Source organism: Streptomyces sp. NBC_00009, assembly GCF_045040855.1.
Lineage (GTDB): Bacteria > Actinomycetota > Actinomycetes > Streptomycetales > Streptomycetaceae > Streptomyces > Streptomyces aureus.
Map to the genome: position 1 here is coordinate 6,413,455 of NZ_CP108312.1, position 24,026 is coordinate 6,437,480.

Here is a 24,026-nt window from a genome sequence, read left to right on the forward strand (position 1 = left end):
GGCTGCTGGTCATGAATACGGCCATCACCGACAGCGGGACCCGAGAGCCCGTCGTTCTTGACATCACGGAAGTGATGTCCGATCCGGATCTCGGCGCCCGGTTCGTAGAGTCGGCGCACCGGATCCTGGCGGACCTGGTCCGTGGAGGTGCCGCACTCGGGTGGGTCGATCCTCCGTCGCGAGACGAGGTGGCCGGACTCCTCGACCACGTCACCTCGGGGGTGCATGCCGGCAACGCCGCCCTGTGCGCCGCGTACATCGGCCGTCAACTGGTCGGGCTGGGCTACTGGCAGCGCTATGCGAGGCCCACGCATCGCCCGCACGCCGACCTGGAGAAGATCGCGGTGAGCGCCGCGGCCCAAGGGCGCGGTGTCGGTCGGGCCCTGGCGGCTGCCTTGGTCGCGGGCGCCCGGGAGGCAGGAATCGAGGTTCTGACTCTGGACGCACGTGGCGACAACAGCAATGCCCTGAGCCTCTACAGGTCGTTGGGCTTCACCGAATACGGCAGGCTGCCGGATTTCGTCGCCGTCGGCGAACGCCGTTACGACAAGGTCTTCTACATGCTGGACTTCCGCAGCGAGGGATGACGCGGGGCGTGAGGCCGCGGTGTTCCAGAGTCGGAGCCGCAGAGGGGCTGCGGCCGCCCTGGGCCGGGCGGCCGGCTACCCGGCCCGCTCACTCGTCGGGCCACCACGTGCGCCGGATGTCCTTGCGCACTTCCGGACGGTCGTGGCGGCGCTCGGCGGCGGCGTCTTCCTGCTGCTGCCGACGGGTGGTGCTGGTCTTCGCCACGGGCTTGTTGATGGTCACACGGCGCATGACTGCCTCCTGTGCCTACCCCGGTTCCACTGCGGTACCGCTGTAGACGTGTTCCCCGGAGGGTGACGCATCGAAGCGCGATTGTCAGTGGCAGGTGTCACGATCTGGGCATGACGATGAGCGAGGACACCACGAATCGGGACATGGCGCCCCTCGAGCGGGTCGACTGGGACGCCGAGGCCGCGGCCTTCGACGACGAACCCGACCATGGTCTGCGTGATCCAGGCGTGCGCGGGGCCTGGGCCGTGCGCCTGCGGGACTGGCTGCCGGACCACCCCTGCGACCTGCTCGACCTGGGCTGCGGCACGGGCAGCATGTCGCTGCTCGCCACCGACCAGGGACACAGCGTGACCGCGGTCGACCTGTCGCCCGCCATGCTCGACCTCGCGCGCGCCAAGCTCGCCGGCCGCGCCGCCCGGGTGCTCGTCGGGGACGCCGCGGCGCCGCCCGTCGCGGGCGAGACCTTCGACGCCGTCCTTGTGCGGCACGTCGCGTGGACACTGCCCGACCTCGACGGCGCCCTCGCGCACTGGCTCTCCCTGCTGCGGCCCGGCGGGCGGCTGATCCTGGTGGAGGGCGTGTGGGGAACGCTCAGCCCCGTCGGCGTCCCGGCGGCCCGGCTCACCGGCGCCCTCGCCCCGCTCGCCACCCACGTCCGGCACGAACCACTCTCCGGCGACGCGCTGCTGTGGGGAAGACAGGTCGAGGACGACCGGTACGCGGTGGTCGCGACCGTACGGCCCTAGGCGAGCAGCCGGCCGAACCCCTCGGTGCGCGCGAGGAGTTCGAGGTCGTCGAGGGCGCGAAGCGCGGCCGCCGCCGCGTGCGGGTCGCGCTCCGCGAGCCCGCTCTCCGCGAACTCGTCCTCGTCGAGCCGCAGTACGTCGCTGCCGTCCGCCGAGACCCACAGGTCGAGGTCGAGATCCTCCACGACGAGTTCGCCGCCCTCGCGGACCGCCGGCCGGGTCACGTCGCAGTACCAGCCCTTGAGCGTGCCGCCGCCGGTGCGCACCTCCTTGACCGCGTACCACCGGTCCCGCCAGTAGTGCTCGGTGAAGACGTCGCCCGGCCCGAAGCGCACGAACCCGAAGTCCCTGACCCCGGGGGAGGCCCAGGCGGCGGTGACGGTCACGCGCGTGCCGTCGTCGCGGACGACGTCCGCGGGGTAACGGATCTTGAGCCGGCCCGCCTTGAGGAGGACCACGTCGAGGGACCCGGCCGGTTCAGGTGAGGGTGCGGACATGGCGTACCTCCGTGGCACAGATCTCGTAGCCGAACCATTTGTTGATCGCGAGCATCGGTCCGTTCCCCGCGTCGTTGCCCGTGAACGCCTCCGTGACGCCGGCCTCGCGGGCGCGGTGCAGGGAGTCGTTCTTGGCGAGCTTGGCAAGGCCGCGGCCGCGGAACTCCCGCGCGGTGCCGGTCATGCCCGACGTGTAGCGGGTCTCGTCGTCGGTGCGGGCCAGGCTGAACGCCACGGGCCGGCCCTCGGCCACGGCCACCGACGTCAGTTCGTGGTCGGTCAGCGGATGGTGCCAGGTCTCGTCGAGCCAGTGCTCGTAGTCCGTGAACTCCGTGGCCACATCGCTCGGTTCGTCGCTCACCGTCTCCGCGTCCAGGTCGAACAGCGGACGCGGGTCGTCCGCGAAGTCCGCGCCGGTCCGCAGCGTCACTCCGGCCGGCGGCGCGGCGAGCGGCGGCAGCGTGCCGTGCGCCAGGTCGAGGCGGAGGAAGTGGGCCGGCCGGCTCGCCCGGTAGCCGCGGCGCGCGGCGAACGCCCGGTCCCGCGGGGTGTCGAGCACCCACGAGTAGACGGCGACGGCGCCCTCACCGGCGAGATACTCCTCCGCCGCCCGCACGATCAGGGACCCGGCCCCGCGCCCCGTGCGCCCGGGGTCCACATAGACGTTCACATAGCCCTGCCCCGGGTCCGGACTGTCGTACGCGATCCCGACCTGCGCGGTGCCGACGACCTCGCCGTCGGCCTCGGCGACCAGCGGCCGGTACCGGGCGTCCGGATGGGCGTGCGCCAGATCGAAGGCGACCGACTCGGCGGTGGCGAGCATGGCGGGCAGTGCGGCGCGGCGAACCCGGGCGAACGCAGCCGCGTCCTCGGGCCGCAGGGCCCGGACGATCACAGTCATACGGCCGCACGCTACGCGCGGGGCGCTCCGGGGTGCCTCCCATTTTTCCGCGGTGCGGGACAATCGGCCCGTGACCTTGAAGATCGATATCGATGCGGGCGCGGCGACGGCGCCCTACGAACAGGTACGGGCCCAGATCGCCGGACAGGCCCTCTCCGGGACCCTGCCCGTCGGCTACAAGCTGCCGACGGTACGCGGGCTCGCCGAGACGCTCGGCCTGGCCGCGAACACGGTGGCCAAGGCGTATCGGGCGCTCGAGTCGGACGGCGTGATCGAGACGCGCGGCCGCAACGGCACGTTCGTCGCCGCCGCGGGTGATGCCTCGGCCCGGGAGGCCTCGGCGGCGGCCGCCGCGTTCGCGGAACGGGCCAACCGCCTCGGCCTCTCCGAGTCGCAGGCGCTCGCCGCCGTACGGGACGCGCTGCGGGCGTCGTACGGGGACAAGGGGTGACCGGACGGCAGCCCCGGGCACCCAGGTCCTGAGCCCCTACAGGTACAGCCCCGCGTCCGCCGAATCGCGCTGGTCCGGGACCGACGCCGGGCTGGTGCCGCGGCGCAGCGCGTACAACTCGGCGAGCGTCGCGCCCTCGCGGCCCACGCCCTTCTTGCTGCCGAGCCAGTCCACCGACTCGCGGTGGGTGAGGGGGCCCACCTCGATACGGGCCAGGCAGCGGCCGGGGCGCACGACCGCCGGGTGGAGACGCTCCAGGTCCTCGTTCGTCGTGACGCCGACCAGCACGTTCCGCCCCTGCCCGAGCAGGCCGTCCGTCAGGTTGAGCAGGCGTGAGAGCGCCTGCCCCGCCGTGTGCTTGGCCTCGCCGCGGATGAGCTCGTCGCAGTCCTCCAGGAGGAGGAGGCGCCAGCGGCCCTTCGCCGTGCCGTCGTCCTCGCCGATCGCGATGTCCATGAGGTAGCCGACGTCGGAGAACAGCCGCTCCGGGTCCAGTACGCAGTCCACCTGACACCAGTCACGCCACGACCGGGCCAGCGTGCGCAGCGCGGACGTCTTGCCCGTGCCGGGCGGCCCGTGCAGCAGGAGCAGCCGGCCCGCGATGTCCTGCGGGGTCGTCTTCATCAGCTGGTCCATGGCCCCGGCCACCGGCGCCGTGTAGTTCTCCCGCACCTCGTCCCACGTACCGGCCGAGATCTGCCGGGTGGTGCGGTGCGGCCCGCGCCGGGGCGAGACGTACCAGAACCCCATTGTCACGTTCTCCGGCTGGGGTTCGGGCTCGTCGGCGGCGCCGTCCGTGGCCTGCCCGAGCACCTTCTCGGCGAGCTCCGCGGTGGTCGCCGTCACCGTGACGTCGGCGCCCCTGTTCCAGCGGGAGACGAGGACGGTCCAGCCGTCGCCCTCGGCGAGCGTCGCGCTGCGGTCGTCGTCGCGCGCGGAGCGCAGGACCACTGCGTCGGGCGGCAGGAGGGTGGCCCCCGACCGCACCCGGTCGATGTTCGCCGCGTGCGAGTGCGGCTGCTCGCCCGTCGCGAAACGGCCGAGGAACAGCGCGTCGACGACGTCGGCCGGAGAGTCGCTGTCGTCGACGTTGAGCCGGATCGGCAGCGCGTCGTGTGGGTTCGCAGACATGCCGCCATGATCTGCCACGCACGGCGCTCCCGCACGGGATTTCCGCAGCGCGTCACACGCTTGCCCGCACGGCGGCCCGCTCCCGCGCCCCGTTACAACGCTGTCGCAGTGGAGTCTGTCCCTCCGCGAAGGACCGTAGTTACTCTTGCCCTTGATGGGACGTCATGGGTGGAATTCGGGGGCAGGGCGGTGGCGGCTCACCGCTCTGCTCGGCGTGGGGGTGGCCGCTCTGGCCCTGGTGCTGACGGTGATCAGCACGCTGCCGAACGACCGGGCCGACGACAGGGGCACCACGAGCGCGGGTGACAAGGTGCACGGCTCCCCGTCCGATCCGCCCGCGCAGCTCGGGCCGGCGGTCGGGTGGGGCTTCACGCACACCCAGTACAGCGCGGACGAGGGAGACGACGGCGCGACGCGGCGGGTCGAGGACATGCTCTCCGGCCAGGGGGTTCCGCAGATCCAGCACATCATGGGCTGGGGCGCCGGGAACCCGGAGCCGGTCAAGGGCCGTTACGACTTCGAGGAGATGGACCGCCGGATCGACTTCATCAGGAAGTCGGGCGGCACCCCCGTCGTCACCCTGTGCTGTTCCCCGGACTGGATGAAGGGCGGCAAGGCGGGGGTCGACAACACGGACTGGAGCCGGCAGTCCCTGGAGACCGCGCCGGACCGCGCGCACTTCAAGGACTTCGCCGCGCTCGCCGCGACGGTCGCCAAGCGCTACCCGGACGTGCGCCACTTCATCGTCTGGAACGAGTTCAAGGGCTTCTGGAACAACGGGAAGCAGCGCTGGGACTACGAGGGTTACACGGAGCTGTACAACCTCGTCTACAAGGCCCTCAAGAAGGTCGACAAGGACATCATGGTCGGCGGGCCCTACCTGGTGATGGACAGCGTCGACCCGCGCCAGACCGAGAACGCGTCGGCGGACGTGAAGGGGCCCTGGGGCAGCATGGACCAGCGTGTCCTCGATGCCTTCGCCTACTGGAACAAGAACAAGGCGGGCGCCGACTTCGTCGTCGTCGACGGCTCGAGCTACACCGTCGACGACGAGCTGCTGCCCGACGAGTTCAAGGCCACGGACAAGCTCACCGCCGTCGGCAAGTGGGTGGAGCAACAGACCCGTGACCTGCCCCTGTGGTGGGCCGAGTACTACGTGGAGCCCGGCGACCGGAACGACGACCGCAAGGGCTGGAGCGAGCCGCACCGCGTCGCCGTCCAGGCGTCCGGCCTCGTCGCGATGGCCAAGGGCGGCGCGTCCTCCGGCTTCTACTGGAACCCGGAGGAGAAGACCGGCACGACGTGCGCCGGCTGCCTGTGGACGCCCACGCAGTCGGGCGACGGCGGCGCGAAACTACCCATGTACGACCTGATCTCCCGCTTCCACAAGGCGTTTCCGCCCGGCACCGAGTACGAGACGGTGCCGGTTGCCGCGGACGACGTTCCGAACGTGCGGGTGCTCGCCGACGACAGGACGGTCGTCGTGGTGAACACCCTGAACCGGAAGATCAGCGCGAAGGTCGACGGGAAGCGGTTCGAGATGGGTGCCTACGAAGTGAAGTGGCTCGAGCGGAAGTAGTCCGCCCGAGCCACCGACTGCTCTTGAGACCCGCAGGGCCTACTTGAGACCCGCGGGGCCTGGTTGAGACCCGCAGGGCCTACGCCATCGTCAGGAACCTCTGGACGATGGACGCGAGCAGCACCGCGAGCAGCGGCAGCGAGAACCAGAAGCTGCTCTGCAGCCAGCGCAGTTGCCGCACACCCGGCCGCACCGCCACCCGCACGATCTCGCGCGCCCCGAGCAGCAGCACCAGGGCGACGGCCGCGAGCCCGCCCACCACGGACCACGGGGTCCAGGTGATCTGCGGGCCGATCGGCCCCGGCTCGGCCTTCGGGACCTCACCGCTCGGCCGCTTGCGCAGCGTGTACATCGTGACGTCGTCGTTGACGAGGACCTTCGACAGCTCCTGGCGGTCGTCGAGGTTGCGGATGAGCCGCGTCTCCCAGGTCTTCGAGTAGCCGACGTCCATCTGCAGATAGACGACCTGACTCTTGTTGATCATGAGGTACGAGTTCGGGCCCGCGTCCTTGAGCGCCTTCACCAGGCTGGAGACGAGGACAGGGTCGACGGGCGCGAGCGTGGGAACGTACTGCACCTTCTCCATGTCACGCGTGCCCCACGGCATCGCGGGCGTGACGTTGTCGACGGTGTCGTTGCTCATCCACAGCAGGCGGACCGTCGGGTCGTCGTGCGCGTAGACGTAGTCCATCGCCGCGACCTCGCCCGGCCTGATCCGCTCGAACGGCTCGTTGCCCCAGCGCGCCACGAGGAAGCCGCCCATCAGGATCAGGCCGGCCAGCAGCGCGGCGAGCGGCGCGAGGCTCACCCGGTCGCGGTCGCGCTCCTTCGCGGTGATCCCGGTGCGCGGGAACAGCGCGAGCCCGGCGAGCAGCGCGGCGCCCGGCAGCGCGAACATGAAGACGCGCAGCGCCATCTCGCCTCCGTACGACTGCATGCCGAAACCCAGGAACGGGACGAACGTGAGGACGAGGAGGGAGCGCTCCCGGTACTTGGCGTCGCGCCGCCGCCACCAGCCCCAGCACGCGAACGCCGTCACACCGCCGGCGAGCAGCACGCGCGCGTAGAGGACGAGTTTGTGGGCCGAACTGCCGCCCTGGATCCGCCCGGAGACCGACGACGAGACATTGCCGCCGACGCCGCCGAGCCCGCCGAACAGCTCGTCGAAGTGGCCCGACCAGTACGGTTCCGCGAGGAACGAGACCCAGACGGCGACCAGGACCGCGAACAGGATCGGCAGACCGCGCAGCTCGGAGCGGCCCACGAGCACCAGGACCGCGAGGACCCCGAGCATCACGAACGGGGTGAGCTGGTGGGCCGGGACCGTCGCCGCGAACAGGCCGATCAGGACGAGCAGCAGCACCGCCCGCTGGCGCCGGTCGGTGGGCTCGACCTCCAGCTCGCCGGGCCGCCGCTTGGTCCACAGCACCCGCGGCGCCCGGAACCACACCAGCAGGATGGCGACGAAGGCCAGGTAGAGGAGGTACGTGAAGCCCTGCGGGGAGAAGTAGTCCTGGCCGACCCAGCCGCTGAGCACGAAGATCCACAGCCCGGTCCACCGGGCGCGCCAGCTCGCCCGCATCGAGCGCGTCAGAAGGAACATCGGCGCCAGGTAGAGCAGTTGCATGGCGAGCGGCCACCAGCGGATGACCTCGGTCATGTCCGTGACGCCGCACGCCTTGGCGACGAACGTCGCGGCGGCGAAGAACCCCGGCCAGCTCCAGCGCGCGTCCAGGTCGGGCACCGCCGAGCCGGTCCTGTCGATGTACTCCATGAAGCCCAGGTGCTGCCATGCCGTCGCGAACCGCGGCTCGGCCTCGATCACGGCGGGCAGGGCGTGCAGCGAGACGACCGTGGCGAGCAGCGTCAGCAACAGCAGCCATTTGTGCGGGCGTTCGAGCCACAGGAGGGACGCGAACACGCCGATCAGGAGCGCCGCGCCGAGCAGCGTCGCGGGCGGCAGCACCGAGATGAGCCCGAGCCCGCCCATCGCGTCGAGATCGCCGTCGCCCAGGCCCAGCACGGGTCCCCAGTAGAGCCCGAGCGCGGCGACGAGCAGCAGCGCCAGGACGACGACGCGCGGGCTCAGCAGCGCGAGCCGGTCCCGCAGGGTCCGGGGTGCGGGTGTGGGTGCGGGCGTGGCAGGCGGGGCGAGAACTGCGGTGTCAAAGGTGCCTGACGTGTCAGAGGTGCCGGCGATGCCTGAGGTGCCAGGGATGCCTGAGGTGCCAGCGATGCCTGAGGTGTCAGAAGCCTCCGACGTGGCAGAAGTTTCGGATGTGGCAGAGGCCGGCTCCGACTTCGGGTCCGGCTCGGCCGGCGGTCTCGGCGCCGGTGGCGGTGGGGACTTCAGCGCCCAGGTCGGCCGGTGCCCCATGTCGTCCTCCCCGCCCCCCGCCGCCGGCGTCCCGTGCGCGGGTGCAGCGGGCCCCGGCCGCACGTCGGGGCGCCGCTCCTGATGGTCAAGATTGAGCTGCACCGCGAGGTGCAGTGTGTCGGAGTCGAGCGTGCCGCGCAGCGCCTGCCCGGGACCCTGCCGCCTGGCCCCCGTGGTCACGTCCGGAGTGCCGAGGTCGGCCAGATCGCCGTCCGGGGCCGCCACGACGGCCGGCGCCGGGGGAGCGGTCCGCACGATGCGGTACAGCTTCGGCGCGGCGAGCGCCACGATCACGGCCAGGCTGGAGATCTCCGCGACGCCCGCGCCCGTCAGGCCCATCCGGGGCAGGAGGAGCAGCGTCAGACCGAGGACCAGGACGCACAACAGGCCCTGCAACCAGGCGAGTCCGGCCGTCCGGCTCTGCGCGCGCAGCACCGCGAAGTACGTCTCCATGACCACGCGCAGGGCCGCGCCGACCGCGAACCAGCGCAGCAGCGGCGTCGCCGCGTGCGCGTAGTCGTCACCGAAGACGTGCAGCACCAGCGGCGCCGCGAGGAACAGCAGCCCGCAGATCGGCAGCATGATCCGCGCCATCCGGCGCAGCGCGGCCCGGGTGTTCGCCGCGAGCTGCGCGGGGTCGTGCGAGCCCTCCACCGTCAGTGAGGCGCCCATGTTGATGGCGAGCAGGTTGACGGTGCCGCCGATGGTGGTGGTGATGTAGAAGTACGCGTTGTCGGCGGAACTGACCTGCGAGGCGATCAGGACCGGGACGAGATAGACGACGGCGAGCGAGAACAGGGAGCCCGTGTAGTCGCCCGCCAGGAAGCGGCCCACCTCGCGCAGCTTCGGCGGGTTCGTCCGGTGCGCCGTGAGCTGGACGTGCCGCGGCACCAGGCGCCGGAACACCAGCCAGCCCAGCGGGATCACGGACGTCGCGATGGCCACGACCCACGACACGAAGACGCCGGTCGTGGGGATCGCCACGGCGAACGCGATCAGCAGGCCCAGCTTGACCGTGGAGAAGACGGTGTTGCCGACCGGCACCCACAGCGCGCTGCGCAGCCCGGTCAGCACGCCGTCCTGGAGCGTGAGCAGCGACCAGGCGACCACGGCGGCGATGAACCCGAGCCCGTTGACCGGGCCGTGCAGGAACCGGTACGACGGCCCCCAGACGTCCAGCGTCAGCAGGAAGACCACCGCCGCGCACGCGACGGCGAGCGAACTCCCCGCGTACGTACGGAAGATGAAACTGCCGGTGCGCCGCCCCGCGATCGGGATGAAGCGGGCCAGCGCGCCCGTCAGAGTCACCGCGGTCAGCCCCGCGAGGAACTTCATCGCCGCGATGGCCGCCGAGCCCTGGCCCACGGAGTCCGCCGAGTAGTAGCGGGCGGCGGCGAGCCAGAAGCCGACGCCGAGCACTCCGGAGATGCCGGTGTTGAGCATCAGGGCATAGGCGTTGCGGAACAGCTGGTTCCCGCCCCCCGACCCCATGCCGTCCTTGTTGCCCTTGCCGCCCTTGCCCATGCCGGGCAGCCGCAGTTTGCGGCCGGCCGGCTGCTGGGGCTCGGTCGTCGGTGTGGTCGTGGCGGCCTGGGCGGTGGTCGTGTCAGACACGGGTTCGGATTGCCTTCCGGCGGACCTGTCGGGCTCTGCGGACGAGGGCGTACCCCTTGGTGAGGGCACGGTCCCTGGCGAAGTTTCGGGCGATCGCGCGGCCCTCCACGAGCCGCGTGAACTCCTCGATACCGGTGGCGCGGCGCACGGTGACGCGCTGGAGGGCGTACGGGCCCTGACGCCGCCGGGCCAGGCCGTTGCCGACTGCCAGGGACTGGGCGAACCCGGCCCCGCGCACGGCGGCGCGCACCCGCCGGCTGGAGTAGCCGTACGGATACGCGAACGACACCGGCACCGCGCCGAGTTCGTCGGCGACGATCTCCTTGCAGCGCAGCAGCTCGAACCCGAGCGCGTCGTCGTCGAGCTGGTCGAGCTGTGGATGCGTGTGGCTGTGCCCGCCGATCTCCGTCCCGGCACCGGCGAGCGAGCGCACCTCGTCCCAGCCGAGCATCGTGTCGAGCCCGCCCCCGGTGTCGTACGCCCCGCGCAGCCAGCCCGTCGACACGAACAGCGTCGACGGGAAGCCGTGCTTGGCGAGGACGGGGAGCGCGTGGCGGTGCACGCCCTCGTAGCCGTCGTCGAAGGTGATGAGGACGGGCCGCTCGGGCAGGGCGCGCCCCGGGGAGCGCCAGATCGCGGCGAGTTCGGCGGTCGTCAGGGGAGTGAGGCCGAGGTCGGCGACGGCCGCGAGCTGTTCGGCGAACGCCTCGGGCGTCACCGACAGCTCACGCGTCGCGTCGTTCGGCTCACGCGCCACCGAGTGGTACATGAGGATGGGCACGGGCGTGCTCATGACGGCCCACCACCCCCCTCGGCGGCCCCGATCTCCACGACCGAGAACGTCGCGCCCGTCCTGCGCGCCCGGAAACTGCCGAGCGCGTACCCGCCGGCCGTCGTGAGGACTCCGGCCACGATCGCCCCGGCCCGCCCCGCGCCCCCCGGCCGCGCCAGGACGAAGTCCCGCACCCCGCGCGCCACTCCGGCCGGCAGGACCCGCGTGGCGTAGCGCCGCTCGGACTCGAGGCCCTTGTCCGCTCCCACGCTCTGCGCGACCAGCGCCTTGGAAAGCCCCTCGGCGTACGCCCGGGTGCGGAAGTAGGCGAAGCGCTCGCGGCCCGCGGGGACCCGGTGGTGGATCACCGCGCGGTCGTCGATCAGGAGCACCGCGTCCGGCCTGGCGCGGGTGAGCCGGATGCACAGCTCCGTCTCCTCGCAGCCGAGCGGCCGTTTGTCGCCGTCGCGGCCGATGCCCGTCGCGAAGCCGCCCGCCGCGTCGAACGCGGACCGCCGGAACGAGGCGTTCCCGCCGAGCACGTTGCGCACCCGCACCTTCCCGCGCGGCAGCCCCTTGTACGTACAGCCGACGACCCAGTCGAACTCCTCGGGGAACCACGCGGGGCGGCGGCCCGAGGCCCAGACGGGTTCCGTGCGGCCGCCCACCGCCATGACCAGGGGATCGTCGTAACCGGCGGCGAAGTGACGCAGCCAGTCCCGCTCCGCGACCGCGTCGTCGTCGAGGAACGCGATGATCCCGCCGCGCGAGACGGTGATGCCCGTGTTGCGTCCCGCGGACAGGCCGCGGGGGCCCGCGTTGGCGAGCACACGGACGTCTTCGGACTCCTTGAACTCCTTGCCGAGACGCTCCAGGAGAGCCGGATTGTGGTCGACCACCAGCAGCGTCTCGAGCGCCGGCAGCGACTGCGCCCGCACCGAGGACACCGCCGCGAGGATGTCCTCCCAGCGGTCCTCGGTGTAGACGCAGATCACGACGGACACGCCGCCGTGCGGGGCGTGAGCGCTCAAGACACCTCTCCCCGGCCCGTGTTGAGCATGGTCGCCTGCGTCCGGCGGCGGCGCTGGGCGCGCCGGGTCGAGCTCTCCTTGAGGATCACCTTGAGGACCCGGAGCCCGTCCCGCACGGCCCGCAGATTGCTCGTGCCGTGGATCCGCAGGTACTCGTGGCTCGGGATCTCCTGGACCTTGAGGCCGGCCTTGACGACCCGGATGTTCATCAGGGTCTCGACCTCGAAGCCGGTGCAGTCGAGGTCGATCTGGTCCAGGCAGCGCCTCCAGAACGCGTTGTAGCCGTAGCAGAGGTCGGTGTAGCGGGCGCCGAACTTCTTGTTGACGACCGTGCACAGCGCCCAGTTGCCGAGCTTGCGGATCGGCGTCATGTCGTCGGTGCCGCCGCCGTTGGCGAAGCGGGAGCCCTTGGCGAAATCGGCGCCCGAGACGAGGGCGGAGACGTAGGAGACGATCTCCTGGCCGTCCGCGGAACCGTCCGCGTCGACCATCACGATGATGTCCCCTGTGCACGCCGCGAAGCCGGTGATCAGGGCGTCGCCCTTGCCCTTGCCGCGCTGCGGGACGACGACCACGTCGGGCCACAGTTCGCGGGCGACTTCCACCGTGTTGTCGGTGGAATTCCCGTCCACTAGAACCACTTCGTGGATCCAGTCGGGAAGTGTCTTGAAGACGTACGGAAGATTTTCCGCCTCATTCATGGCGGGGATCACGACGCTCACCGGCGGCGCAATCGCGAGATGGGTCGAGATCGCCCTGTACTGGCTGGGTATCGCAGGACGCACAAAAGAACTCATGAGTCTGGTCCCTCTCGTCCGGTGGACCGCCCGCCCCTGGGCGGTCCGGTTGTTTATCCGGTTCGAAAGGGGGGTTCTCACTTACGGCCATGACAAATTCAGCTCTGTACAGGCCGGGTGAGCTGGCAATACTGACCGATCGACAAAATCGGCCACGCGGCACGCGACTCGGCGGAAATTCGGTCACCGAGCACGGCACCCCCCTACCGCGCCCCGCGCCTGACCACCGCGATCTTGAGCCCTCCCCTAGATCGCATTGCGTGATGGTTCGATGCGGGTAGATGTACGACGGTATTGATGATTGAGACTGTATGGCAAGACCTGCAACGAGGCCTCACGTTTTTGTTGTTTTGACCTTTACCTGACTCTCGCCATTAACTCCCCGAACGGATTTTCCCCATCCGTTTCAGGAGTTTGTCGGCCGGCTCGAAGAACTCCGGCCTGGACAGCACGGTGTTACGCAGCGCCCGGACCGGAGCGCGGCGCGCCCGGTGTCCGAGAGCGACCGGATGACGGCGCGTCACCCAACCCTCGTGCACGGTCAGTTCCCGTGTCTTGAGGGAGTCCTTGTATTCCTTCTGGCCGCGCCCGAGATCCAGATAGGCGATGCCGTCGGCGGCGGCCGCCTCGGCCATGCGCAGATGCAGGATCAGTCCGGGTGAGAATTTCGCGAACGCCGGGTCGTAGGCCGGGAACCAGCAGGCGAGCACGCGTTCCGAGCGGAGTCCGAAGTGCGCGGCGACCGGCTGCCCGCCCGCGTACAGGACCGACAGGATCCCGGCGAACGGCTCCGAAGAGGTGTGGAAGAGCTGCTGCGCGAGGCGGGTGATCCAGGCGTGCGCGAAGCGGTCGCTGCGGCCGGTCCTGCGGTACTGGGCCGACTTCCACTCCATCAGCGTCGCCAGGGCCCGCGGGTCGCGCTCGTCGTGCACGTAGCGCACCTCGCCGGCGTCGCGGCCCAGCTTGCGGTCCTTGGCCAGCGTCGTCCTGGTGAACTTCGGCGACCGCTCGCGCAGCAGGCGCAGATACGTCTCGTACCCCTGGTCGACGTCCATGACCGGGGAAGGGAAGCTGCCGGAGGCCTCCGCCTCGAACGGCTCCTGGCCTCCCGCCAGGTGGTCGAACTCCCATACCGAGAGCCCGCAGGCCCGCAGCAGGTCACGGGCGTTCCACTCGAAGCCGGGTCTGTGCACCAGGCCCTGACTGTCGGAGACGCCGAGGCCGACGGCTCTGCCGACGCCGGTCACGGTTCTCTGGAACGGGAAGAACGCCGCTGGTTCGCCGTCCTCGCGCACGACGGCGATCCGCACCCCGCGCCGGCAGCGGCCCATCGCGAGGGTGAACTCGGGCGAGAGGAAAGGGTTCGCCAGCTCGGGCGTGCCGTGCAGATGCGCTTTGGACTGCATGGCAGTCCAGGCGGCCCGGTCGGCGGCGGTCAGCTCACCGGGCCGGTGCAGGGTGATGTCCACGTCAGGAGTCCCGCCTTCCCGGTGCGCGGCCGAGCAGCCGCCGCGCGGGGACCATGGGTGCGAGGAGGCCGACGACGCTGATCACCGCGATCGTGACGACCCCGCCGGTCACCGACCAGCGGTGCGTGGCGAGCATCGCCTCGGCCACGAGCAGGTCGAGCGCGACCGCTCCCGCGACGGCGGAGATCCAGCGGCCCCACGGATCGAGTCCACGCAGCGCCGAACCGATCGCGGCGCCCGGCGCCGCGAGCAGGAAGAAGAGCGTCAACGGGCCGCGCAGCGGCGACGAGATGTCCGCGAGCGCCAGCACCGCGCCGACCCCTGCGACGGCAGCGGCCACCCCTGCTACCAGGGGTGATACGTCCCTACTACGTCCCCACTGCGCAGGTGACGGTGCTCTGTCTGATGACGGTGGCTTGATGCCGATGGTCTGCATTGGCGACTTTGCCCCCCGAAGCGCCGGATGCCGGGCTTCAATGTCGCGCAGTCCCGGGGCCCCAGTCAAGGTGCGGAGGGAGTGTGCAGATGTCATACGCACGCTCCCCGGAGACCTGCTGTGCCACGGGGGAACTCACGTTCATGCAGGTGCGGTTGGGATTGACCGGTCTACGGGCGTAGCGCAAGGAAGTTGAGGGTATGTCATAAGCCTGACATGTACCTGCAATCGAACACCGGGCGAACTCTCGTGGGGCGTGCGAGAAAAGGTTGACATGGACACTTCCCGTGAACTGTGGGGCGTGCTACCACAGTTGTGGCAGAGATCCTGCTAAAGGAGGTTTTCATGAGACGTTCCCGGATTACGGCGTACGTGACCTCAATCCTCTTCGCGGCCGGCGTCGCCCTCACCGGTGCGACAGCGGCCCAGGCGTCCGAACAGGCAGCGGCCACGGGCTATGTGGCCCTCGGCGACTCGTACTCGTCCGGCGTGGGTGCCGGCAGCTACGACAGCTCCAGCGGCTCCTGCAAGCGCAGCACGAAGGCCTATCCCGCACTCTGGGCGGCCGCCCACTCACCCTCGAGCTTCAGCTTCACCGCCTGCTCGGGCGCCCGTACGGGCGATGTACTCTCCGGACAGCTGGGCCCGCTCAGCTCGTCAACCGGCCTCGTCTCGCTGTCGATCGGCGGCAACGACGCGGGCTTCGCGGACGTCATGACCACCTGTGTCCTGCAGTCCGAGTCGACCTGTGTCGCCCGCGTCAACGAGGCCAAGGCGTACGTCCAGAACACCCTGCCCGGCCAGCTCGACTCGGTGTACTCCGCGATCACCGCGAGGGCACCGGCCGCCCATGTCGTCGTCCTCGGCTACCCGCGCTTCTACCAGCTCAACGGCTCCTGCGTCGCGGGCCTGACCGAGACCGAGCGCGCCGCGATCAACAGCGCGGCCGACCTGATCAACTCCACCACCGCCAAGCAGGCCGCCGACCACGGCTTCGCGTTCGGCAACGTGACCTCGACCTTCACCGGTCACGAGATCTGCTCGGGCAGCGCCTGGCTGCACAGCGTCAACTGGCTCAACCCCAGCGAGTCCTACCACCCCACCGCGGCCGGCCAGTCCGGCGGCTACCTCCCCGTGTTCAGCGCGGCCGCATAGCCCTTCGAGTACCGCCCTGTACGTCCGCTCGCCTAGTACGACGATGACGGCGAGGGGGAGGTCCCGCCCGTAGGGGACTCCGTCTTGCACGTCACCGCGTACGCCACCGAGTTCGACGTGGCACGGACGGGGTCGCGCACCTCCACACTCACCTGGTTGTGGAGCGTGGCCCCGTCCGTGTAGCCCGTCTCGACATGGTCGACCGACCTGGTCTTCGGGCCGCCGGACGCGAAGCTGAGCGTCTTCCACCCCGGGTCGCTCGACTCGCCGCTCTCCGTCACCCAGCGGTACTGGACGTCGACGGGCACGCGGCCCACCGTAAAGGTCGCCCTGAAGGCCGGAGCCTCCCCTCCCGGCGGTGGGCAGGTACCGCTGTAACTCCCGCGCACCGCCGAGACGCTGACGCGCACGGACTGCTGCGGCGGCGTCGAGTGCTCTCCGCTGCCGCCCTTGCCGGTGTCGTCCGCGCTCGGCGATCCGCCACCGCCACCCTTCGAATCATCGTCCGACGGGCTGCGCGAGGCACTGGAGGTGCTTCCGCCGGAACTTGCGTTGTTGTCCCCGGAGTTGTCGCTCCCCTCGCCCTGGTTCATCAGCGTGTACGTGAGACCGCCGAGCGCCAGGAGCAGCGCCACGACACCGGCCAGCAGGACGGCGACGGAGCGGCGGGGGCGTTCCGGATGCGTCGTGGCCGGATCGGGGGAGGGCGTCGCGCCTTGCCCCGAGGTGAATCCGGCAGGGACAGGAGTCGGCGGCGTTCCCTGCCACGACGTCTGCGTCGGCGCCGACTCCGGGGACGCCAGGACCGTACCGGCGCGGGGCGTGCCACCCGCGCCCACCAGCCGCAGATCGCGCTCGGCGTCGGCCGCCGGCGTCCGCTCGGCCGGATCCTTGCGCAGCAGCCCCTCGATGACGGGCGCCAGCGGGCCCGCGCGGTGGGCGGGCGGCAGTTCCTCGTCCACGACCGCCCGCAGCGTGCTCAGCGGCGTCTCCTGCCGGAACGGCGACTGCCCCTCGACGGCCGCGTACAGCAGGACCCCGAGCGACCACAGATCGGACTCGGGGCCGGGCGTGCGCCCCAACGCCCTTTCGGGAGCCAGGAATTCGGGCGATCCGACCACCTCGCCGGTCATCGTGAGCGCCGAACTGCCCTCGACCATGGCGATGCCGAAGTCCGTCAGGACGATGCGTCCGTCGTTCGCGATGAGTACGTTGCCCGGCTTCACGTCCCGGTGCAGGACGCCCGCCTCGTGCGCGGCACGCAGCGCGGAGACCACCTCCGCCCCGATGTGCGCCGCGCGCCGCGGGGGCAGCGGTCCCTCGGCGTCCAGGAGGTCGGACAGGGAGAGCCCGCGCACCAGTTCCATCACGATCCAGGGGCGGCCCTCCTCGGTCGCCACGTCGTACACGGTGACCACGTTCCGGTGCGAGATACGGGCCGCTGCCCAGGCCTCCCGCTCCAGGCGCGCGTACATCCGGTCGACCTCGCTCGTCGGGAGCCCGGCCGGGGCGCGCACCTCCTTGACGGCGACCTCACGGCCCAGGACCTCGTCGCGGGCGCGCCAGACGGTGCCCATGCCGCCCTCGCCCAGGGGGCTCAGCAGCCGGTAGCGCCCCGCGATCACACGCGCTTCACCGGTCTCTCGACGGCCCGGATTCTCGCTCACGGGCGACCCCCATCCGTAGCGGTGCGATTCTCCACAAAGCTAGCCCAGTGTCCGTGAGATCGCCCACGTTCCGGACGTGCCCGTTCCTGCCCGCCATGTCCAACTCGCCCTGGAATCAGTTGGATTCGGTGAGTAATCGTCAACCTCCTTATAGGGGAGGTGAATCCTGCGACCGGGATACACGAGTGTCGCGACGGGGCGATAGGGTTAACCTGCCCGGGCCGGGTGCCCTCGTACGGGTGGGGAGTGACATGGAACAGATAACAGTGCGCAGCAGGCCACGTGTGCCTGCGATCACCTGCGGGAGCAGCGCGACCAGCTCGCGTCTCGACCGCCATCTCTCGGTGCTGGGCGGTCCCGCCGTCCCGCAGCGCGAGGCGGCCGAGGCGACGTTGCTGATGCGTGAGCTCACCTCGCGTGACGTCGCGCACGAGCGCAGCAGCAGGGGCGCGCGAGTGAGCCGGGTCTCGCTCTTCGCACCACTGCGGCGACTGCGCCGCTCGCTGTTCGGCGGCCGCCGCTGACAGGCGGTCGTCACCGGCACAGCCCGATCCCGCGCTCAGGCGACCATGCCGTACCGGCACGGCGCCGCGATCTCCGCGACCGTCATCCCCACGGCACGCGGCGTCACCCAGGTGTGCTCGCCTGGCGCGGGACAGAAATCTCCTGCCGCCCCGGCACCGCTCTCCCCATCGGACCGCCCGGCACTGAAACGGCGCCGACACGCGCTGACACGCACCGACACGGCATGTGAGCCGCACCCTCCCCGCTCCCGGTGCGCCGCCGTACATCCCGTCACCTCTGCGCCGCCGTACCTCTCCTTTCGCCTCCGACGCGTGCCCTCCGCACGGTCGGTTTTCCGCCATTCCGGGGCCTGTTGACGCCCCCCGCAGGCGTCGCCGCGCGCAGTCATTCATGTCCGGTGCGTAACAGCTTTGTCATGCACGGATGTTGACGGGGCAATGTTCCGGGGCCAATGTTGCGCCTGATCCTGATCGTTTGGCCTGTACACGGAAACCTCACCCCCGGAGGTACGCGCGTGTGTGACCTGCACGACCAGCACGAGCACGACGTCCCGGCCATGAGCGGCCCCGCCCTGAGCAGGCGCCGGATCATGCAGCTGCTCGGGGCCGCCGGTGTCACCGGCGCCGTCATGACAGCCGAGGCCGACCCGGCGATGGCCGCCTCCGCCGACGTCACCCCGGCCGGCTACACCGCCCCCGAAGGGCTCGCCGAGGACAGCCCCGCCAAGACCGCGGCCCTGGGCTGGATCGCGTCCAACGAGGCCCGCATCACCGGCCTGAACGCCGAGATCTGGGAGAACGCAGAGCTCTCCCTGCGCGAGTGGAAGTCCTCCCTCGCCGAGGCCGCGTTCCTGGAGAAGGCGGGCTTCGACGTCGAGTTCGGCACCGCCGGGTTCCCCACCGCGTTCACCGCCACCTACACATACGGCAAGGGCGGCCCCGCCCTCGGATTCAGCGGCGAGTACGACGCGCTGCCCGGCCTCTCGCAGAACAAGGGCGTGGGCCACCACGACCCGCGCGAGTACATCCACGACCCCTTCGCGCCCAGCTACGGGCCTGGCCACGGCTGTGGGCACAGCGCGCTCGGCACGGCGGCCGCCGCCGCTGCCGCGGCCGTCGCGCAGGCCGCCCAGAAGCACAAGCTGCCCGTCACCGTGAAGTTCTTCGGCTCCACCGCCGAGGAGACCCTGATCGGCAAGACGTACGCCGTGAGCAAGGGCGTCTACGAGGGGCTCGACGCGTTCCTCGACTGGCACCCCTCGACGGCCAACGCGACCGGCTGGGGCAGCACGACCGCGATGACCGCCGTCACCTTCACGTTCCTCGGCGTCGCGGGCCATGGCGGCACCCCGCTCGGCAACAAGTCGGCCCTGGACGCCGCCGTGATGATGGCGACCATGTCGGAGTTCCTCCGCGAGGAGAACCTCGCCCCGTCCGGCCGCCTGCACTGGGTGATCAACAACGGCGGCGACATCCCGAACGTGACTCCGGAGATAGCGGAGATCTCGTACTACGTGCGCGAGGGCAGCCCCGCCCGCGTACAGGTCCTGCTCGACAAGGTGATCGCCGTCTCCGAGGCGGCGGCCAAGGCCTCGCAGACCACGGTGCGCCACCGCGTCACCTCGGCCTGCTGGAACCAGCTCCCGTCGAAGTCGTTCGCGGAGCTCCTCCACGAGAACATGCGGCAGATCGGCCCGCCGGAGTTCGGCGCGGACGCGCACCGGCTCGCGAAGGAACTCCAGGAGTCGCTCGGCCTGCCCCAGCAGGGCATGCACGACAAGATCGGCGAGCTGACCGCGCCCAACCCCGTGTTCATGGGCGGCGGTTCGACCGATGTCGCCGACATCAGCTGGAACGTGCCGACCGTCTCGATGGGCGCCGCGCTCGCCCCCATCGGCACCAAGATGCACACCTGGTCGACGGCGGCCTGCGCGGCGGCGGCACCCGGCCAGGCCGCCGTCGTCGCCGCCGCGAAGTACCTGGCCGCGACGGCCGTCGACCTGCTCACCCAGCCGGCCAGGCTGAAGGCGATCAAGGACGAGTTCGCGGAGCGCACCAAGGGCCTTGAGTGGAAGACGGCCCTGCCGGACGGCTATGAGCCGCCCATGTACGAGCCCCCGCAGTGGTTCCTGGCGAAGACGGGCCAGAAGTGGCCCCCGAAGAACATCACCTGGCCGCCCCAGAGGGTCGTCTCGAAGGAGAAGTTCTCCTCCCTGGGACCCGAGCTGGCTCCGCAGAAGTAGACCGGCCCGCAGTTCGCTCAGCGTCCGCCGGTCGTGTACCGGCGGACGGCGAGCGGCACGCACACCGCGAGCAGCACCGCGCACCAGGCGAGCGAGCCGGCCACCGGGTGCGCCACCGGCCACGAGGAGCCGCTGGGCACGGGGGCGTTGCCGAACAGGTCGCGTACGGCCGTGGCGACCGCGCTGATCGGGTTCCACTCGGCGAGCACGCGCACCCAGCCGGGGAAGCCCGCCGTCGGGATGTACGCGTTCGACAGCAGCGGAAGCATGAAGGTCGCGCCGCCGAGCTGGCCCGCCGCCTCCTCGCTGCGCGAGAGAAGCCCGAGCAGGATGCCGACCCACGTCGTGGCGAAGCGGAACAGCAGCAACAGGCCGAAGGCTCCCGCCGCTTCGAGCGCGCCGCCCTCGATCCGCCAGCCCATCGCGAGCCCGACGAGGAGCAGCGGCACGAGACCGGCCGCCGTCGTCACGACGTCGGCCGCCGCCTGCCCCAGCGGGACGGCCGCACGGGTCATCGGCAGCGTACGGAAGCGGTCCATGACGCCCCGGTGCGAGTCCTGGGCCGCCGTGAACATCCCGGTCATGATCCCGTTCGCGGCGGTCGCGACGAGCATGCCCGGCACCAGGAAGGCGCGGTAGTCCGCGCCGGGCATCGCCAGGGCGCTGCCGAAGACGTATCCGAAGAAGAGCAGGAAGACGATCGGCATCGTCTGCGTCATCACGAGGATGGCGGGCGCGTGCCGGATCCGCTGGAGGTGCCGGCCGAGCATCGCCGTGCCGTCGTACAGGAGCGCGGTGGTCATCAGGTCGCCTCCGAAGGGGAGTTGGGGCCGGTGGGCGGTGCGGTCATGCGACGAGCTCCCGGCCGCCGGTGAGCCGCAGGAACGCCTCGTCCAGGGTCGGCGGGCGCAGGGTCGCGTCGACGATCGGGACGCCCGACGCGTCCAGTTCGCGGACGATGCGGGGGAGGGTGAGGGTCTGGTCGAGGGTGACGACGCCGACCGCCCTGCGGTCCGCGTCGAGGGTCGGCTCGGCGCCGGTGAGCTGGTCGAGGACGACGGCGGCGGCGTGCAGGGCCGCGTCCTCGGCGACCACCACCTCCGCGTAACTGCCGGTCTGCGCCTTGAGTTCGGCGGGGGTTCCGCGGTGGGCGGCGCGGCCCCCGTCGATCAGGACCACGGAGTCGGCCAGCTGGTCGGCCTCCTCCAGGTACTGCGTGGTCAGCAGCACGGTCGTGCCCTGGCCGGTCAGCTCGCGGACCGCGTCCCAGATGCCGTTCCTGCTGTGCGGGTCGAGGCCCGTCGTGGGCTCGTCGAGGAAGAGCACGGCGGGCCGCGTGAGCAGGCTCGCCGCGAGGTCGAGGCGGCGGCGCATGCCGCCGGAGTACGTACGGGCCGTGCGGTCGGCCGCCGCGGTGAGGCCGAAGCGGTCGAGCAGTTCGTCGGCGCGGGTGCGCGGCAGGCGCAGGAGACGGGCGAACAGGCGCAGGTTCTCGCGCCCGGTGAGGTCGCCGTCGACCGACGCGTACTGCCCGGTGACGCCGATCCGGCGGCGTACGGCCGGCGCCTCGGTCAGGACGTCGTGGCCCGCGACACGCGCGGACCCCGCGTCGGGCCGCAGCAGGGTGGTGAGCACCCGGACGGCCGTCGTCTTGCCCGCGCCGTTCGGCCCGAGCAGCCCGCAGACCGTGCCCTCCTCGACGGCGAGATCGAGGCCCCGCAGGGCGTGGACCACCTGGTCCCCGGAGCCGTAACGCTTCTCCAGACCTTCACTAAGTACGGCGTACGTAGAAGTCATGGGGCCACCGTAGCGCACTACGTACGGTGTACGTAACTACGATGGTGGGCGAGGTGATGATCGATGACGGGCCGAGCGGCCGAACCCGAAGTGATCTGGGCGCGCCCCGAGCGCGCGGGACGTGGCCCGAAACCCGCCTACGGCAGGGGTGACATCGCGGCCGCCGCCGTGCGCGTCGCGGACGCGGACGGGATCGACGCCGTGTCGATGCGGCGGATCGCCGGGGAGCTGGGCCTCGGCACGATGTCGCTCTACAACTACGTGCCGAGGAAGGATGACCTCTACGAGCTGATGGTCGACGCGGTGAGCGCCGAGTACGACCTGTCCGAGCCGACCGGAGACTGGCGCGCCGACCTGCTCGCCCTCGCCCGGCAGGCCCGCGCCCTGATGATCCGGCACCCGTGGATGCCCCGGCTCATGTCACCGGTCTACGGCTTCAGCCCGAACGCGCTGCGGTACCTGGAGTACTGCATGACCTGCCTCGAACCGGTCGACCTGCCGGCCGGGACGAAGATGGAACTCGTCGCGTCCCTCACCGGCGTCGTGACGTTCTACGTCGCCAACGAGATCGCCTCCGCCGAGCGGACCCGTTCGCTGCCCTGGTCACAGGAGCAGGAGTTCGCCGCCCGGACCGCCTACCTGGTGAGCCGGATCTCGACCGGCGACTATCCGCACCTGGCCGCGGCGTTCGCCCAGAGCACCGGGCCCGTCGACATGGAGGCGGCCTTCGAGCGGGCCCTCGGGCGCACGCTCGACGGGTTCGTGCCCTCCTGAGTCCGGCGGGAACACCGAGCTTCAGAGCAGCGCGAACTGGCCGCCCGGGCCCTCCTCGTGATGGTCGAGGACCGAGGCCGGCCTGCGCGTGGCCGGCGCCGGCGGCAGGATGCGCGCCCCGATCAGGTCCGTCGCGGTGATGAGCGAGGCGGCGCCCGCCGTCAACACCTCCTGCTGCGTGCGCAGTTCGGCCAGCAGCGCCAGTACCGTGACGATCTCAAGCAGCTCCGACGTCCACGGCTGCGGCCAGCTGCCGGGCCGGATCCCGGTCAGTGTCCCCGGCTCGGCGGCCGTGGTCCTGCGCGCGAACCACTGCTCGATCACCCGCACCCCGCTCACGTGGAAGTCCCAGGCCTCGGCGGGGACCGGGGAGATGCGGCCGTCGCCGATGAGCAGGGCCTCCTCCTCGCGGTCGTAGAGCAGCTCGGTGGGGCGGTCCGGGAGCGGGGCGCGCACGTACGGGCGGCGGCCCCCGGGGAGTTTGGGGCGGTCGCCCTCGCCGCCGCGGCGAAGGAGCCACAGGATCCGCTCGCCGAGCGCTGTGCCGAAGGCCCAGAGCCCGGCGTCGTCCGGGAGCGGGACCCGCGGGCCCTGGGGGGAGGGCCGCGCCGCGGCGAGGGTCCAGGCGAGCAGGTCACGCGCCCCGACCTCGTGCCCGTACCGGCCGGAGAGCTCGGTGAGCAGGCCGGGCGTCACATTCGGTTCGCGGCCTCCGGGGCGCCGGTACAGCGGGCGGATACGGCCGGGGCGTCCCGCGGGGGAGCGGCCCTCGGGCAGGATCGCGCAGGCGAGCACCGCGGGTCCGCCCGCCCCGGGCACGAACCCCTGCTCGACGAGGAACAGCTGGCTCTCGTCCGCCACCCGCCACAGCTCGGGGCGGGCCGCGTCGATCAGCCGGTGGTCCGGTATCAGCCACTGCTCGTCGAAGGGGGCGTGCAGCACCCGGACGGGTTCGGGGCAAGGGCCCTCGGCGTGGGTCAGATCGTCCGTCGGGGTGCGCCGGCCGGGGAGCTGGGCGACGGCCGTGCGCAGGGTGCGCGCCCGGCTCGGTTCGAGCAGCGACTCGCGCTCCGCCTCTTCGGCCTTCACGAACGCGGACCAACGGGCCTTCAGGGAAGCCGGGTCCGGCGCCAGCGGCCAGGCGCGTCCGAGGCGCAGGGGCGCGACAGACCACGGCATGAGGTCCGCGAGCAGCGGCGCGTCAACAAGGCTTTCCGGGCTGTCGGGCGTCACGCCCGGCATCGTA

22 protein-coding genes are annotated in these 24,026 nt (G+C 71.3%); 8 read left to right on the forward strand and 14 right to left on the reverse strand.

Annotated features, from left to right (window positions below; all coding sequences use genetic code 11):
- The first annotated feature begins 11 nt into the window (after positions 1 to 11).
- On the forward strand, positions 12 to 587 hold the full coding sequence (locus OHA58_RS28980; protein WP_405482419.1) for a GNAT family N-acetyltransferase: 576 nt from the start codon (positions 12 to 14) through the stop codon (positions 585 to 587).
- Between the two features lie 88 nt (positions 588 to 675).
- Here the strand turns inward: OHA58_RS28980 and OHA58_RS28985 are convergent, their stop codons facing one another.
- Positions 676 to 819, reverse strand: coding sequence for a hypothetical protein (locus tag OHA58_RS28985; protein ID WP_165914448.1), 144 nt, complete (start codon positions 817 to 819; stop codon positions 676 to 678).
- A 110-nt stretch (positions 820 to 929) separates the two neighbouring features.
- On the opposite strand from OHA58_RS28985, the gene OHA58_RS28990 reads away from it, so the two are divergent.
- Positions 930 to 1,565 (forward strand): class I SAM-dependent methyltransferase, encoded by a 636-nt coding sequence (locus OHA58_RS28990; RefSeq protein ID WP_405482421.1) that lies wholly within the window; start codon positions 930 to 932, stop codon positions 1,563 to 1,565.
- Here OHA58_RS28990 and OHA58_RS28995 read toward each other — a convergent pair.
- Both OHA58_RS28995 and OHA58_RS29000 read right to left on the reverse strand, forming a co-directional pair.
- The gene (locus tag OHA58_RS28995) at positions 1,562 to 2,062 is read right to left on the reverse strand and encodes a DUF402 domain-containing protein (RefSeq protein ID WP_405482423.1); all 501 of its coding nucleotides are present in this window, start codon (positions 2,060 to 2,062) and stop codon (positions 1,562 to 1,564) included. The genes OHA58_RS28990 and OHA58_RS28995 overlap by 4 nt on opposite strands.
- The gene (locus OHA58_RS29000; RefSeq protein WP_405482425.1) at positions 2,043 to 2,963 is read right to left on the reverse strand and encodes a GNAT family N-acetyltransferase; all 921 of its coding nucleotides are present in this window, start codon (positions 2,961 to 2,963) and stop codon (positions 2,043 to 2,045) included. The genes OHA58_RS28995 and OHA58_RS29000 overlap by 20 nt, the downstream gene beginning before the upstream one ends.
- Positions 2,964 to 3,033: 70 nt before the next feature.
- Here OHA58_RS29000 and OHA58_RS29005 point away from each other — a divergent pair, with 70 nt between their 5' ends.
- Positions 3,034 to 3,414, forward strand: a complete 381-nt coding sequence (locus OHA58_RS29005) for a GntR family transcriptional regulator (RefSeq protein ID WP_405482426.1) — start codon at positions 3,034 to 3,036, stop codon at positions 3,412 to 3,414.
- Between the two features lie 36 nt (positions 3,415 to 3,450).
- Here the strand turns inward: OHA58_RS29005 and OHA58_RS29010 are convergent, their stop codons facing one another.
- Positions 3,451 to 4,545, reverse strand: a complete 1,095-nt coding sequence (locus OHA58_RS29010) for a DUF5925 domain-containing protein (protein ID WP_405482428.1) — start codon at positions 4,543 to 4,545, stop codon at positions 3,451 to 3,453.
- Positions 4,546 to 4,699: 154 nt separating this feature from the next.
- On the opposite strand from OHA58_RS29010, the gene OHA58_RS29015 reads away from it, so the two are divergent.
- Entirely contained in the window at positions 4,700 to 6,124 is a 1,425-nt protein-coding gene (locus OHA58_RS29015) for a GH39 family glycosyl hydrolase (RefSeq protein WP_405482429.1), read from the forward strand.
- Between the two features lie 79 nt (positions 6,125 to 6,203).
- Here the strand turns inward: OHA58_RS29015 and OHA58_RS29020 are convergent, their stop codons facing one another.
- The 6 genes from OHA58_RS29020 to OHA58_RS29045 form a co-directional block, all read right to left on the reverse strand.
- A complete protein-coding gene (locus tag OHA58_RS29020) occupies positions 6,204 to 10,115 on the reverse strand; it encodes a lipopolysaccharide biosynthesis protein (RefSeq protein ID WP_405482430.1) in 3,912 nt (1,303 codons plus the stop codon).
- The gene (locus OHA58_RS29025; protein ID WP_405482432.1) at positions 10,108 to 10,908 is read right to left on the reverse strand and encodes a polysaccharide deacetylase family protein; all 801 of its coding nucleotides are present in this window, start codon (positions 10,906 to 10,908) and stop codon (positions 10,108 to 10,110) included. Before OHA58_RS29025 ends, OHA58_RS29020 begins: the two co-directional genes overlap by 8 nt.
- Entirely contained in the window at positions 10,905 to 11,918 is a 1,014-nt protein-coding gene (locus OHA58_RS29030) for a glycosyltransferase family 2 protein (RefSeq protein WP_405482433.1), read from the reverse strand. The genes OHA58_RS29025 and OHA58_RS29030 overlap by 4 nt, the downstream gene beginning before the upstream one ends.
- Positions 11,915 to 12,715, reverse strand: coding sequence for a glycosyltransferase family 2 protein (locus OHA58_RS29035; RefSeq protein ID WP_405482435.1), 801 nt, complete (start codon positions 12,713 to 12,715; stop codon positions 11,915 to 11,917). Before OHA58_RS29035 ends, OHA58_RS29030 begins: the two co-directional genes overlap by 4 nt.
- Before the next feature lie 374 nt (positions 12,716 to 13,089).
- Complete coding sequence (locus OHA58_RS29040) at positions 13,090 to 14,184, reverse strand: GNAT family N-acetyltransferase (protein WP_405482436.1); 1,095 nt, start codon at positions 14,182 to 14,184, stop codon at positions 13,090 to 13,092.
- Position 14,185: 1 nt separating this feature from the next.
- A complete protein-coding gene (locus tag OHA58_RS29045; RefSeq protein WP_405482437.1) occupies positions 14,186 to 14,524 on the reverse strand; it encodes a hypothetical protein in 339 nt (112 codons plus the stop codon).
- A 441-nt stretch (positions 14,525 to 14,965) separates the two neighbouring features.
- Between OHA58_RS29045 and OHA58_RS29050 the strand changes: the two genes are divergently transcribed.
- The gene (locus OHA58_RS29050; RefSeq protein WP_405482438.1) at positions 14,966 to 15,775 is read left to right on the forward strand and encodes an SGNH/GDSL hydrolase family protein; all 810 of its coding nucleotides are present in this window, start codon (positions 14,966 to 14,968) and stop codon (positions 15,773 to 15,775) included.
- Between the two features lie 32 nt (positions 15,776 to 15,807).
- Here the strand turns inward: OHA58_RS29050 and OHA58_RS29055 are convergent, their stop codons facing one another.
- Complete coding sequence (locus OHA58_RS29055) at positions 15,808 to 17,352, reverse strand: serine/threonine-protein kinase (RefSeq protein WP_405485233.1); 1,545 nt, start codon at positions 17,350 to 17,352, stop codon at positions 15,808 to 15,810.
- Positions 17,353 to 17,693: 341 nt separating this feature from the next.
- Here OHA58_RS29055 and OHA58_RS29060 point away from each other — a divergent pair, with 341 nt between their 5' ends.
- Together OHA58_RS29060 and OHA58_RS29065 are read left to right on the forward strand one after the other, a co-directional pair.
- On the forward strand, positions 17,694 to 17,966 hold the full coding sequence (locus OHA58_RS29060) for a hypothetical protein (protein WP_405482440.1): 273 nt from the start codon (positions 17,694 to 17,696) through the stop codon (positions 17,964 to 17,966).
- A gap of 515 nt (positions 17,967 to 18,481) precedes the next feature.
- Positions 18,482 to 20,209, forward strand: a complete 1,728-nt coding sequence (locus OHA58_RS29065; RefSeq protein ID WP_405482442.1) for an amidohydrolase — start codon at positions 18,482 to 18,484, stop codon at positions 20,207 to 20,209.
- Between the two features lie 17 nt (positions 20,210 to 20,226).
- On the opposite strand, the gene OHA58_RS29070 is transcribed toward OHA58_RS29065, so the two are convergent.
- Positions 20,227 to 21,012: an ABC transporter permease gene (locus OHA58_RS29070; RefSeq protein WP_405482443.1), complete on the reverse strand. Its 786-nt coding sequence runs from the start codon at positions 21,010 to 21,012 to the stop codon at positions 20,227 to 20,229.
- A gap of 43 nt (positions 21,013 to 21,055) precedes the next feature.
- A complete protein-coding gene (locus OHA58_RS29075) occupies positions 21,056 to 22,006 on the reverse strand; it encodes an ATP-binding cassette domain-containing protein (RefSeq protein ID WP_405482444.1) in 951 nt (316 codons plus the stop codon).
- Between the two features lie 63 nt (positions 22,007 to 22,069).
- Here OHA58_RS29075 and OHA58_RS29080 point away from each other — a divergent pair, with 63 nt between their 5' ends.
- Entirely contained in the window at positions 22,070 to 22,780 is a 711-nt protein-coding gene (locus OHA58_RS29080) for a TetR/AcrR family transcriptional regulator (RefSeq protein ID WP_405482446.1), read from the forward strand.
- Positions 22,781 to 22,801: 21 nt separating this feature from the next.
- On the opposite strand, the gene OHA58_RS29085 is transcribed toward OHA58_RS29080, so the two are convergent.
- Positions 22,802 to 24,022 carry a type ISP restriction/modification enzyme gene (locus OHA58_RS29085; protein WP_405482448.1) on the reverse strand — a complete coding sequence of 407 codons (1,221 nt, stop codon included), beginning with the start codon at positions 24,020 to 24,022 and terminating at the stop codon, positions 22,802 to 22,804.
- Positions 24,023 to 24,026: the final 4 nt, after the last annotated feature.